This is a genomic window from Flexistipes sp., assembly GCF_036172515.1.
Classification (GTDB): domain Bacteria; phylum Chrysiogenota; class Deferribacteres; order Deferribacterales; family Flexistipitaceae; genus Flexistipes.
In genome coordinates, this window is the sequence record NZ_JAXKVW010000003.1 from 83,803 (window position 1) to 96,310 (window position 12,508).

17 protein-coding genes are annotated in these 12,508 nt (G+C 40.5%); 16 read left to right on the top strand and 1 reads right to left on the bottom strand.

Going from position 1 to position 12,508, the window contains the following annotated elements:
* Window position 1 precedes the first annotated feature (1 nt).
* Window positions 2-490 carry a metallophosphoesterase family protein gene (locus tag UMU13_RS03410; RefSeq protein WP_328217169.1) on the bottom strand — a complete coding sequence of 163 codons (489 nt, stop codon included), beginning with the start codon at window positions 488-490 and terminating at the stop codon, window positions 2-4.
* Between the two features lie 92 nt (window positions 491-582).
* Here UMU13_RS03410 and UMU13_RS03415 point away from each other — a divergent pair, with 92 nt between their 5' ends.
* From UMU13_RS03415 to prfA, 16 genes are all read left to right on the top strand, one after another.
* On the top strand, window positions 583-1,941 hold the full coding sequence (locus UMU13_RS03415) for an HD domain-containing protein (RefSeq protein ID WP_328217170.1): 1,359 nt from the start codon (window positions 583-585) through the stop codon (window positions 1,939-1,941).
* Window positions 1,941-2,699, top strand: coding sequence for a fumarylacetoacetate hydrolase family protein (locus UMU13_RS03420; RefSeq protein WP_328217171.1), 759 nt, complete (start codon window positions 1,941-1,943; stop codon window positions 2,697-2,699). The genes UMU13_RS03415 and UMU13_RS03420 overlap by 1 nt, the downstream gene beginning before the upstream one ends.
* Window positions 2,683-2,934, top strand: a complete 252-nt coding sequence (locus UMU13_RS03425) for a YkgJ family cysteine cluster protein (RefSeq protein WP_328217172.1) — start codon at window positions 2,683-2,685, stop codon at window positions 2,932-2,934. The genes UMU13_RS03420 and UMU13_RS03425 overlap by 17 nt, the downstream gene beginning before the upstream one ends.
* A 13-nt stretch (window positions 2,935-2,947) precedes the next feature.
* Window positions 2,948-3,583, top strand: coding sequence for a dephospho-CoA kinase (gene coaE / locus UMU13_RS03430; RefSeq protein ID WP_328217173.1), 636 nt, complete (start codon window positions 2,948-2,950; stop codon window positions 3,581-3,583).
* Window positions 3,584-3,898: 315 nt separating this feature from the next.
* The gene (gene ffh, locus UMU13_RS03435; RefSeq protein WP_328217174.1) at window positions 3,899-5,248 is read left to right on the top strand and encodes a signal recognition particle protein; all 1,350 of its coding nucleotides are present in this window, start codon (window positions 3,899-3,901) and stop codon (window positions 5,246-5,248) included.
* 17 nt (window positions 5,249-5,265) lie between these two features.
* Window positions 5,266-5,544 (top strand): 30S ribosomal protein S16, encoded by a 279-nt coding sequence (rpsP, locus tag UMU13_RS03440; protein WP_442902128.1) that lies wholly within the window; start codon window positions 5,266-5,268, stop codon window positions 5,542-5,544.
* A gap of 21 nt (window positions 5,545-5,565) precedes the next feature.
* The gene (locus UMU13_RS03445; protein ID WP_013887049.1) at window positions 5,566-5,796 is read left to right on the top strand and encodes a KH domain-containing protein; all 231 of its coding nucleotides are present in this window, start codon (window positions 5,566-5,568) and stop codon (window positions 5,794-5,796) included.
* A gap of 41 nt (window positions 5,797-5,837) precedes the next feature.
* On the top strand, window positions 5,838-6,353 hold the full coding sequence (rimM, locus tag UMU13_RS03450) for a ribosome maturation factor RimM (RefSeq protein WP_328217176.1): 516 nt from the start codon (window positions 5,838-5,840) through the stop codon (window positions 6,351-6,353).
* Complete coding sequence (trmD, locus tag UMU13_RS03455) at window positions 6,340-7,644, top strand: tRNA (guanosine(37)-N1)-methyltransferase TrmD (protein WP_328217178.1); 1,305 nt, start codon at window positions 6,340-6,342, stop codon at window positions 7,642-7,644. The genes rimM and trmD overlap by 14 nt, the downstream gene beginning before the upstream one ends.
* Window positions 7,641-7,997 carry a 50S ribosomal protein L19 gene (rplS, locus tag UMU13_RS03460; RefSeq protein ID WP_013887046.1) on the top strand — a complete coding sequence of 119 codons (357 nt, stop codon included), beginning with the start codon at window positions 7,641-7,643 and terminating at the stop codon, window positions 7,995-7,997. Before trmD ends, rplS begins: the two co-directional genes overlap by 4 nt.
* A gap of 62 nt (window positions 7,998-8,059) precedes the next feature.
* Window positions 8,060-8,485: a 50S ribosomal protein L13 gene (gene rplM / locus UMU13_RS03465; RefSeq protein ID WP_328217179.1), complete on the top strand. Its 426-nt coding sequence runs from the start codon at window positions 8,060-8,062 to the stop codon at window positions 8,483-8,485.
* A gap of 11 nt (window positions 8,486-8,496) precedes the next feature.
* Complete coding sequence (gene rpsI / locus UMU13_RS03470) at window positions 8,497-8,886, top strand: 30S ribosomal protein S9 (protein WP_013887044.1); 390 nt, start codon at window positions 8,497-8,499, stop codon at window positions 8,884-8,886.
* Between the two features lie 479 nt (window positions 8,887-9,365).
* Window positions 9,366-9,596 (top strand): 50S ribosomal protein L31, encoded by a 231-nt coding sequence (gene rpmE, locus UMU13_RS03475; protein ID WP_013887043.1) that lies wholly within the window; start codon window positions 9,366-9,368, stop codon window positions 9,594-9,596.
* 15 nt (window positions 9,597-9,611) lie between these two features.
* Entirely contained in the window at window positions 9,612-10,346 is a 735-nt protein-coding gene (gene thyX, locus UMU13_RS03480) for an FAD-dependent thymidylate synthase (protein ID WP_442902129.1), read from the top strand.
* 186 nt (window positions 10,347-10,532) lie between these two features.
* The gene (locus UMU13_RS03485) at window positions 10,533-11,441 is read left to right on the top strand and encodes a DUF1385 domain-containing protein (protein WP_328217181.1); all 909 of its coding nucleotides are present in this window, start codon (window positions 10,533-10,535) and stop codon (window positions 11,439-11,441) included.
* Window positions 11,434-12,504, top strand: a complete 1,071-nt coding sequence (prfA, locus tag UMU13_RS03490) for a peptide chain release factor 1 (RefSeq protein ID WP_328217182.1) — start codon at window positions 11,434-11,436, stop codon at window positions 12,502-12,504. The genes UMU13_RS03485 and prfA overlap by 8 nt, the downstream gene beginning before the upstream one ends.
* Window positions 12,505-12,508: the final 4 nt, after the last annotated feature.

A 12,508-nucleotide genomic window follows, 5' to 3' on the forward strand; every position in this document is an offset into this window, starting at 1 on the left:
ATTATTCCTCTACACTTTTTATTTGCAAATCATAAGAACCGTTATCAATTTCAAGGATGGCGTATGTTTTGTCATTCCCCCACCTGTTTTGACTGAGACTGCCCGGGTTAATAAATATTTTGCCGTTGACTTTTTTGTGAGCCGGGGAATGTGTATGTCCGAATATTATTATATCAGTAGCTTCATGCAAATACATAAGACGGTTGATGATGTTGTGGGGTGCGCCGGATCCGTGTGAAATGCCAATTTTATAATTTCCGCATTCAAAATCCATCTTGCCGGGCACCGACTGAAATTCGGTCTGCATATCCATATTCCCTTTTACACCGGCAAATGATGCTGAGTCCTCTTCAAGCTCTTTGTAAAGTCTGAAGTCGGTGTAATCGCCGGCATGAACCACCAAATCTGCTTTGCTAAGTTCAGCCAATATCTTTTTCGGGAGTTTTTTTATTGAATCCGTATGTGTATCGGATATAATAAGGATTCTCATATGCACCTTTTTTTGTTTATAATTAAAGCATAGTTTATTTTAAAAACGGCAGCTTAGTCAATGTTAAGTTTAACGATTGAGCTCAATATAAGGTGGTTGATATTGTACCTATAAACACCGGAGATATACCATTTGCAGATGATATTATCCGTGCTGCGGCCGACAGCGGAGCAGAAGTTTATTTTGTAGGCGGAGTTGTCAGAGATCTGCTGATGAGGCGCAGAATACATGATGTGGATATCACATGTTTTGGGATAGCTTACTCTGAATTTGCAGGCCTTTTGGCAGCAAAAGCGGATGCAACATATGTTCCATTTAAAGACAATGTTCGTCTTGTCATAGGTGGGTTTACTATTGATGTATCCAAACCCCGTGGTGAGACGATAGAGTCTGATTTGCAAAAAAGGGATTTTACCATCAATAATCTTGCCTTAACGTTAAAGGGTGAAATTATCGGTAATTCTTATGACCTTGAAAAAAAACTGATCAGGCATGTATATCCGTCAGTGTTTGATGATGATCCTCTGAGAATTCTAAGGGCATTTCGTTTTGTTTCTGAGTGCGGATTTGATATTGTTCCGGAAACCAGCCGTCTCATTGCGGATAAAGCTGATAAAATAAACAGTGTGCCAAAAGAGAGAGTTTACCAGGAGATATTAAGGTTTTTTAGCGGCAGTTATTTTGACAAGGCCGTTACCCTCTTTTTTAGGAAAAGTCCTAAAGATTTATTCAAGAAAGAAAACCACACTAAAAATTCTGCAGCTTACTATCTTTTCCCTGAGCTCGTTGATTCTGCAGATATCAGGCAGAACAGCATTTTTCACAGGGAGAATGTCCTTAAACACAGTCTCAGTGTGGCAAAGGAAATTTTTAAAATAGCACGCGGACTTAATATAGCTGAGGAAAGGCGCTTTGTTTTGATTACAGCTGCCCTCCTTCACGATTGCGGCAAGAAGGAAGCCTGGCTGAGAAATAATAGAAAAAATTTTATAGGTCATGACGAGTTAGGCAGCAGAGTGGCTGCTGAGATTATGAAAAGACTCGGTTATCCCAATAAATATATAAAAAGGGTTTCTTTTCTGGTCAGACAGCATTTGAAGCTGACCATTTTTGCTGTTAACGGTGTGAGAAAAATTAGATTGCAGCGATTTGTGTTTGAAAATATGGATGAAGTAGAAGATATTATTTTATTGAGTTTGGCAGATAACAGGGTTAAAAAATTTAATATGAAAAGACTATACAACATTATATTAAGAATAAGAAATGCACAGAAGGAGATTGATATGAGCCGGGCTAAAACAGTATCCGGTTCAGACCTCATCGACATGGGTGTTGAGAGGGGGCCTGAGGTTTCAATCCTATTAAAGGAAGTACATTTCCGGCTTGCCTTTGGTTATCTGAAAAGTATGGAAGATGTAAAAATTTTTCTGAAAGAGATAAGGGGGACATGATGAAGTTCGTTAGATTTAAGACGGGTGATGTGGAAAAGAAAGGGATATATGAAGACGGTTTGATAAAAAGAATCTTCGGTTCTATTTTTCATGAATATATTGTTACCGATGAAGAGTACAATCTGGAAGAGGTTCATATATTGCCACCGGTTACGCCATCTAAAATTGTCTGTGTTGGGAGAAACTATTCCGATCATGCCAGGGAACTTGGTAATGAAGTACCTGATGAGCCGATGATTTTTTTAAAACCATCAACATCTCTTGCCTGTCATGAATCGGTTATTATCTATCCTGAATGTTCATCCAAAGTGGATCATGAATCTGAACTCGCCGTTATTATAGGCAAGACGTGTAAAGATGTTTCTCCGGAAAGCGCTTCAGATTATATTTTGGGATATACCTGTTTTAACGATATAACTGCAAGAGATATCCAGAAGAAGGAAAATAAGTTTACGAGAGCCAAGTCCTTTGATACTTTTGCTCCAATGGGGCCTTTTCTGGAAACCAGGCTTGACCATTCCAATGCCGCGGTTAGATGTCTGGTGAACGGAGAGGTAAAACAGAACGGCAATACGTCAGATATGGTGTTTAGTGTGGAGTATTTAATAAGTTTTATTTCGGGTGTAATGACACTTCTGCCCGGAGACGTCATAGCAACGGGTACCCCTGCAGGTGTCGGAGAACTTCAGCCTGGTGATATTGTTGAGGTCGAAATAGACGCAATAGGGATGCTGAGGAATTATGTGCACAAAAAATGATGAAAGGACAGAATGTTTTGCATGCGGGGCCTGCTGTGTAGCTTTCAGTATTTCAACTTTGGGAAAGGAATCAGGAAAAGCCTGTAATTACCTTTCTGAAGACGGACTGTGCGGAATATATTCAAAACGCCCCGATGTATGCCGGGAATTTGTCCCGGATGAGATCTGTGTTTTAATCCAGGGGCTGTCTTTTGAGGAAAAAGTAGAAGTGCTTAAAAAAATTTATGGTATGTAAATAGGGGTATGGTGTGTATTTAGGGCTTACCGGCGGGATAGCTTCGGGCAAAAATACAGTGGCAAAAATGTTTTCTTCATTAGGTGCCTATACAATAGATGCTGATGAAATAAGCAGAGAAGTAATGTCTTCTGGTCATAAAACGTATGATAAAATTGTTGAAAATTTCGGCAGAGACATACTGAAGGAGAACAATGAAATTGACAGGAAAGCTCTGAGAAAGATTGTATTTGACAATGCTGAAAAAAGGCAGTTGCTTGAGTCCATTGTTCATCCTGCTATTCTGGAGGAAGAAAAAAAACGCGTAGGGGAGATAAAAGGGCGTGATGACAAGGCAATAATTATAACGCATGCTGCTCTTATTATCGAAAAAGGAACATTTGAAAGATTTGACGGAGTGATTGTTGTTTATGCTGAAAGAGAGCAGCAGATTACACGGCTTATTAAGAGAGATTCCATTTCGAGAGAGTATGCAGAGAAAATCATTTCCTCCCAAATGCCTTTGGATGAAAAGGTTAAATATGCCGATTTTATTATTGATAATACGGGAACTCCGGAGGATACAAAACAAGATGTTCTTCGCGTATTTAATGCAATAAAGATTTATAAATACTGTTTCAGGCAGCTTAGAAAAAAAACTAGTAAATAAGCTGCCAACCTACTATTAGTGAGGTATTGAGAAGTATAGGTATAGGCAGAGGCAAAGGCAAAGGCAAAGGTAAAGGCTGAATTTCCACACAATCAACTTATTCAACCATTTCAACCACCTCAAATACTTTTAACTATCTTTCCTTCAGCTGTCACGCATTACGTATTACGCGTTACGGCTTTTAAATATGTAAATTTTAGGAGGTTGCCAACAAATAAGTTGTTGACTTGATATTACTGTTCATATATATTTTCTCTCTCCAAAGGGTGGAATGTGCCCAATTGAATACGATAAGCGTAACGGGATGGGAAGTATATGTTTAATACGCTGAATGAAAAGCTTCAGTCTGTATTTAAAAAAATGCGCGGTGAAGCAAGAATCACCGAAGACAATATTAAAGAAGCCATCAGACAGGTCAAGATGGCTATGCTTGAAGCTGATGTTAATTATAAAGTTGTAAAGAAATTTATTTCCGGTGTCCAGGAAAAAGCTCTGGGCGAGGAAGTTCTCAAAAGTCTTAGTGCCGATCAGGTTTTCATAAAAATAGTAAATGACGAACTAACCAGTATTCTGGGAGGAGAGGATCCTTCCGCTTCCAAAATCACTCTCAGCTCTACTCCTCCCACGGTTATAATGCTGGTGGGGCTGCAGGGCTCAGGTAAGACTACTACTGCGGGTAAGCTTGCAAAACATTTCCAGAAAAATGACAAACGTGCATTGATGGTGGCCGATGATATATACAGACCGGCAGCTATCGATCAGCTGGAAGTCCTTGGGAAACAGCTGGGTGTGGACGTTTATTCCGACAAAGACAATAAAAATGCAGTCGACATTGCTCAAAAATCGTATGAATACGCAAAGAAGAGTGCGAAAGATATTGTAATCATTGATACCGCTGGCAGGCTTCATGTCAACAATGAGCTTATGGATGAGCTCTCCAATATCAAGAAAGCTGTTAGTCCCGATGAGATTTTGTTTGTTGCCGATGCTATGACAGGACAGGATGCTGTGAATGTTGCCACAAAGTTTAACAATGATCTGGATATATCCGGTGTAATTCTTACAAAGCTTGACGGTGATGCCAGAGGCGGAGCCGCACTGTCCATCAGGGAAGTTACCGGCAAACCTTTGAAATATGTCGGTGTAGGGGAAAAACTGGATGCCTTTGAACCCTTTTATCCAGACAGGATGGCTTCAAGAATTCTTGGCATGGGCGATGTTGTTTCTCTGGTTGAAATGGCACAGGATGCAATAGAAGAGGATGAAGCCGAAAAGCTTGCCGATAAAGTTTCAAAAGGCGGGATGGACTTTAACGATATGCTTTCGCAGTTTAAGATGATAAGAAAAATGGGCTCATTTGAAAGCATTATGAAACTGATGCCCGGAATGGGCAACATGAAAAATGCAGATGTGGATGAAGACCAGATTAAGAAGATAGAAGCGATTATCAATTCCATGACCCCCCGGGAGAGAAGGTATTATAAACTCCTCAACGGGAGCAGGAAAAAACGTATAGCCAGAGGAAGCGGAACCTCGGTAAACGATGTCAATAAACTTATCAGCCAGCTGCAGCAGATGAATAAGATGCTGAAAAAATTTAAAAAGAAATACGGCGGAGCAGATAAGTTTGACAAAAATATGTTAAAAAATATATTCCCTATGTAAACAAGGAGGTGTGAAACGTGGCTACTAAAATCAGACTCATGAGAATGGGACGAAAAAAGAGACCTTATTACAGACTGGTTGTTGCAGACAGCAGAGCTAAAAGAGACGGCAGATTTATAGAGATAATCGGCCATTACAACCCGCTGCCGGACCCGACCGAATATAAGGTTGATGAGGAGAAGGCTCTTAAATGGTTGAGCGATGGTGCTGTACCGACCGATACTGCCAGGAGTATTCTTTCCAGGGCCGGAATAATGAAAAAGTTTGATGAGCAGAAGCATCAAAAGAGCAGCTAAAACCAATGCGGAGGTGTACAAGTGAAAGAGTTAGTTGAATTCATCGTTAAGTCTTTGGTTGACAACCCGGACAAGGTTCTGATTGAAGAAGTTGAGGGTGAAAAAACAACCGTTATTGAGCTTAGAGTTGACCCTTCAGATTTAGGTAAAGTTATAGGAAAGCAGGGCAGGACAGCCAGAGCTATCAGAACAATACTAAATGCCGCCGGCATTAAAAAGAACAAAAGAGTTGTTCTGGAAATATTGGAATAAATAGAGCGTCTCTTTTGTGAGACGCTTTTTATGGTGTTGCTATGAAATTTTTCAGAATCGGCAGAGTTGCCGGTCATCACGGTCTTGACGGAGAAATAAAAGTCAGACCGATTACAGATAACATAAACATATACAACAATCTGTCACATATCATGCTGTCTGTCGACGGTGAAGTCAGGAAATCGTATAAGATTGAATCCTTTTTCCTTCAAAATAAGTTTTTTATCTTCACTCTGGAAGGGCTTGATGATATAGAGGAAGCCAAAGCACTTAAAGGTATGGAAATAGTTATTCCGGAAACTTTTCTGCCGGGGGCGTCATCTGGTGAAATTTACTGGTATAAAATAAAGGGCTCAAGTGTTTTTGATGAAGACGGCCGGGATATCGGAGTTCTCTATGATTATATCGAATCCGGCGGCACAGATGTTTTTGAAATAAAAGGACATGACGGTATTTTATACTTAATCTCAAATAATCCCGATCATATCAAAAAGATAGATGCGGAGAGAAAGTCTATATTTATAAATTCAGACGGACTGGTTAGTGAAGAAGTTTAATATTCTGACCATTTTTCCTGATTATTTTGACTCGTTTTTTTCATACGGAGTGATTTCCAAAGGTATAGAGAACAAACTTATAGATGTGGAAGTTCTAAATATCCGGGATTATACCCGTGATAAACATAGAATGACGGACGATTATCAGTACGGCGGAGGACAGGGGCTGGTTATGAAACCGGAGCCCATATGCGAGGCTGTGGATGAGATACAAGCCGCAGAAAGAAGTCATGTAATACTGCTTGATCCCCGCGGACGCAGATTTGATCAGTCTAAAGCCGAAGAATTGTCAGAAAAAGATAACATAACGTTTATATGCGGAAGATACGAAGGTGTTGATGAGCGCATAAGAGATCTTGTTGTGGACGAAGAGATTTCCATAGGAGACTTTATCCTAAGCGGTGGGGAATTGGCAGCAGCTGTAATTATCGATGCGGTGGGCAGACTTATTCCCGGTGTCCTGGGAGATGAAAATTCAGCCGAAGAGGAATCTTTTTCACAAAATCTGCTGGAGTTCCCCCATTACACAAGACCCTATGAATACAGAGGGTTGAAAGTTCCGGACGTACTGAGAAGCGGGGACCATAAAAAGATTGAAGAATGGAGAAAAAAAGAATCGATAAAAATTACTTTACAAAACAGATTTGATTTGTTAAAAGATAAGGCTCTTGACATCGGGGATGCGGAAATAGTAGAAAAAGAAAAGGCAAAAATGAATTCAGGACCCAGTTTATACGTGGCTTTGATGCATTATCCGATGCTTGACAAACAGGGTGATACAGTATCTACTGCTATCACCAATATGGATTTGCACGATATTTCCAGAAGCTGCAAGACATTTGGTGTTAAAAAATATTTTGTGGTAACCCCCCTTGAGGCACAGCGTGAGATTGCTGGGAGGGTTTTGAAACACTGGCAGGTGGGATACGGCTCTGCCTATAACGGTAACAGAAAAGAAGCCTTCAGCGGTACAGTGATTAAAAGCTCGCTGGTGGAAACAATTTCTGATATAGAAGATGCAGAGGGTGAAAAGCCCCTGTTAGTGGCAACAAGTGCGAAAAGACATGAAAAAACTGTTGCTTATAAAAAGATTGCGGGAATGGCTGCTAAAAAGCCTGTTTTGCTGTTGTTCGGTACCGGATGGGGTTTTGTACCGGATATTATGGAAGAGGTGGATTATACTGCCGAACCAATAGAAGGTGCGGGTGATTTCAATCACCTGTCAGTAAGAAGTGCAGTGGCTATAATACTTGATAGAGTTGTTAAGTTTTTACAGGAGGAAGCATCATGAGAAATGCATTGATAGAATCAGTTGAGGCTGAATACAAAAAAAGCGATATTCCTGAATTCAGGGCTGGTGACACTGTGAATGTGGATTTCAGAATTGTTGAAGGGAACAAAGAAAGAATACAGTCTTTTTCAGGACTGGTTATAAGAGTGAATAATAACGGTCTGAGTTCAACGTTTACCGTCAGAAAAGTTGTCGGGGACATCGGTGTTGAAAGGATTTTTCCCTTCCACTCTCCGCGGATCGAAGGAATAAAAGTTCTCCGCAGGGGCAGAGTGCGCAGAGCCAAACTTTATTACATCAGAGAAAGAAGAGGAAAAGCAGCCAGGATTAAGGAGCGCAGGAAAGGTTTTTAAATTGACATCGGGATTCAGCTTGTATAAATAATTTTAGATAGCAGAAAAGGGGTTAGTGAGTTATGAAAACGACATGGGCAAAAAAGGATGAAAATCGTAATTGGTATACGGTTGATGTTGAGGGTAAGACCCTTGGCAGAGTTGCCAGCCAGATTGCCAAAATATTAATAGGCAAGCATAAACCCGAATATACTCCATTCATCGATACAGGAGATTTCGTGGTGGTTATCAATGCTGAGAAGATAAGTGTCACCGGTAAAAAGCTGAGTGATAAAAAGTATTACAGACATTCCGGATATCTTGGCGGTCTGAAAGAAAAAAATCTCGAACAAATGCTTGCTGACAAGCCGGAAGATGTCATCAAGCTGGCGGTAAAGAGAATGCTTCCCAAGAATCGTCTTGGAAGACAAATGTTAAAAAAACTTAAGGTTTATGCCGGGGAATCTCATCCCCACGAAGCTCAGAAACCTGTTCTTATAGAGTTATAGGAGGAGTATTGATGGCTGAATATTTTTATGGTACCGGCAGAAGAAAAACATCGATTTCAAGGGTATTTTTAAAGCCCGGTTCCGGTGTTATCACGGTTAACGGCAAACCGCTTGAATCTTATCTTGACAGACCTGTTTCAAGGCAGGTGGTAAAGCAGCCTTTGGAAAAGCTCGGTGTTCAAGCTAAATTCGATTTTTATATAACCGTTACCGGCGGCGGTAAAAGCGGACAGGCCGGTGCGATAAGACACGGCATTGCAAGGGCACTTCTTCAGTATAATCCTGAATTCAAAAAAGCTTTACGCGAAGGCGGATTTCTTACAAGAGATCCCAGAATGGTTGAAAGGAAAAAGCCTGGACAGCCCAAGGCACGTAAAAAACCTCAATTTTCAAAACGTTAATAAATTTATATTTTGTAAGATATATTCGGGCAGGTTGCAGTTTGTTATAGCTGTTACCTGCTTTTTTATTATTAGGGTTCAGAATGAGATACTCCAAAAAACTTCTTCCCCAATTTTTTTAAAGAGCTATGCCAATCTAAATGGTGAGGGAGTGAGATTTGGAAATAGTGAGATTAGGGAGATAGAGAAGTAGAGGCAAAGGTTAAGGTTGAGATGGTTGAGGAAGTTTATAAAGCTTTGTACTCAGATGGACTTCAAAATACCCCAATTACCTCAAATACCTTTAACTACATTTTTACGCATCACTGCTTTTTAAATGAGAAAATATTGTGAGCCTACCAACAAAAAAAGCTTGAAAAGGCTCGGTTACTGTGTTATTTTCTTTGACTCTATTGGCAACAGCCTGAAAGGCTGGTAAATTTATCGGTCTTTGACCGATGCTAGTGAAACACATCAATTTAAATAAAGAGGTGTTAAAGATGAAAGAAGGCATTCACCCGGAATATAAAGATTCTGTAATTAAATGTGCCTGCGGGAATGAAATTCATACCAAGTCAACAGCCGGAGATACTTCTGTTGCAATTTGCTCCGCCTGCCACCCTTTCTTTACAGGCAGACAGAAGTTTGTTGATACAGCCGGGCGTGTGGAAAAATTTATGAAAAAATACGGCGAGTACGGCAAGAAAAACGAAAAGAAAAAAAGTAAGTAACCTGGCGGTGTGATTTTGAAAGGTAAAGCTGTTAAACCTGTAGTGGAACTGCTTTCTCATGCACCCGAACCGGAAAAAACAGTGGCTTTAGCCGCTAAACTTTGTTATTCCTCTTCGGATATTGAAGGCTTACGGGAAAAGATTCAGGCAAAAGATCAGGGTGATTTTGTTAACAAGATTATGGGGCTCGGTCATTTTTCCGTGTTAGAGCATGTAAGTTTTACCTTCGGCGTGGAAGGTGTCTCAAGAGCGCTCACACATCAGCTTGTAAGACACAGAGTTGCAAGTTATTCACAGAAGTCGCAGAGGTATGTATCCGAAACGGAAGGGTTCGACTTTATTTTGCCTGAAAGTATAAAAGAGGATTCCGGCTGTGCTGAACGTTTCCACAATCTGATGTCGGAAATATCCGATTTTTACGGTGAAATGATAAATAAGGGAATCAAAGCTGAAGATGCCCGTTATGTTCTTCCCAATGCATGTGAGACAAAGATAATCATTACAATGAATGCCAGAGAACTGCTTCACTTCTTTTCTTTAAGATGCTGTGAGCGGGCTCAGTGGGAAATCAGGCAGATGGCAGATCTGATGCTTCAGAAATGTTATGAAACCGCTCCTCTGATATTCAAAAATTCGGGTCCCGGATGTCTCAGCGGCCCCTGCCCCGAAGGTGAGTTTGCCTGCGGTAAAATTTCTGCAGTCAGACAGAAGTACAGTGAGATGCTGGACAAATACGATAGGTTGAACTGAATGCAATCTGCCCTTATCATAATATTACACAGTTAAACAGAACTTCCGTCGCATAAAATCTAACTTTTCATATAGACGTTAAAATAAATAAATTTAAGATTATTGTGTACTATTTTGGCAAAATGACTATATTAACAGATTAATTTACGAAATGTATTAAAAAAAGCTTAAAGTGTCAGGTGAAAAATGAAAAATAAAGAATATAGTGATGTAGGTGGTCAGGCGGTCATAGAGGGTGTTATGATGAGAGCACCCGAAAAGTTTGTTATTGCTGTACGCAATCCTGAAAACCAGATTGTTGTTCAGAAGAAGAATGTTACCATTGACAATAAAGGTATCTTCAAAAAACCTTTTATCAGAGGTCTTGTGGCGTTGTATAATGCCCTTATTCTGGGAGTGCAGGCTCTTAATTTCAGCGCTTACCATGCTATGGGAGAGGGCGAGGAAAAAATGACTAAAAAGGAAATTTTTCTCAGTATGTTCCTCGGGCTGGGATTGGGTATTGTACTCTTTATATTTCTCCCTCTTTTGATAACAGATCTCCTTAAACATGTTTTACCCATAGTTAAGCAGTCATTCCTGGCATTTAATGCTGTGGACGGGGTAATCAGGGTGATATTTTTTCTGATTTATATTTATATAATTTCTTTTTTTAAAGATATAAAAAGAGTGTTTGAATATCATGGTGCCGAACATAAGTCGATTTTTACTTATGAGGCCGGTGAAGAGCTGACAGTGGAAAATGCACGTAGTAAAAGCAGATTTCACCCGAGATGCGGTACAAGTTTTCTGCTTATTGTTATGATAGTAAGTATTTTTGTTTTCAGCGTCATTCCGAAAGATTCCCATTTTGTAATTAAGTTTGCATCCAGACTTGTTTTTATCCCTGTTATAGCCGGGATTTCATATGAAATACTGAAATTCAGCAGCAGAAATCAATCGGGTAAACTTATTCAGCTGCTTATTGTTCCCGGTTTGTGGCTGCAGAAAATTACCACCAAAGAGCCCGATGACAAACAGCTTGAAGTTGCTTTGTTGTCTCTGCGGGAAGCTTTAGGAGAGAATGTGGAAGAGGAAGGCGTAGTTTATGTATGAAAAACTGGCTGAAGTGAAAGAAAAATATGACATGCTAACAGAAAAAATGACCGATCCGGATGTCATAGCCGATCAGAATCTTTTCCAGAAATACGCCAGGGAACTTTCCGAACTAAAACCTATTGTGGAAAAATATGATGAGTACACAACGGCTCTTGGACTGGTTGAAGAAGCTGAAGAAATACTTGCGAAATCAAGCGATTCCGAATTGAAAGAAATTGCGGAAGCCGAGAAGAAAGAGAATGAAGATAAACTGTGTGAGCTCGAACACGATATAAAGAGACTCCTGGTGCCCAAAGATCCCTTTGATGAGAAGAATATTTATCTTGAAATACGAGCCGGGACGGGCGGAGATGAAGCAACGCTCTTTGTGGCTGATTTGTTGAGAATGTATACAAGGTATGCCGAAAGAAAAGGTTTTAAAACGGAGATTGTAGAAGCCAACGAGACCGGAGTGGGCGGATACAAGGAAGTTGTGTTACTGATTAAAGGCAGGGGAGCTTACAGTCATTTGAAGTTTGAAGCCGGCGGACACAGAGTGCAGCGAATTCCGGAAACCGAATCCGGCGGAAGGATACATACTTCCGCGTGTACTGTTGCAGTTCTCCCGGAAGCCGAAGATGTGGAGCTGCAGATAGACCAGAATGATTTGAGGATAGATGTTTTCAGGGCGAGCGGTGCAGGCGGACAGCATGTGAATACAACCGATTCGGCGGTAAGGATAACTCATGAGCCCACCGGTATTGTGGTTTCCTGCCAGGATGAAAGAAGCCAGACAAAGAACAAAGACAAGGCAATGAAGCTTCTCAAAGCAAAACTTCTCAACATGGAGATTAGAAAGCAGGAAGAGGAAATTGCCGAAAGCAGGAAACTGCAAGTTGGCTCAGGTGACAGAAGCGAAAGAATCAGGACATACAACTTCCCTCAGAACCGCGTAACCGATCACAGAATTAATTATACAAGCCACAGTTTGGATAAATTCCTGGAAGGGGAGATAGACGAACTGCTGGAAGCTCTCTGGACATATGATGAAACGGAAAGATTGAAAGAAGCCGGTTTATAAATGT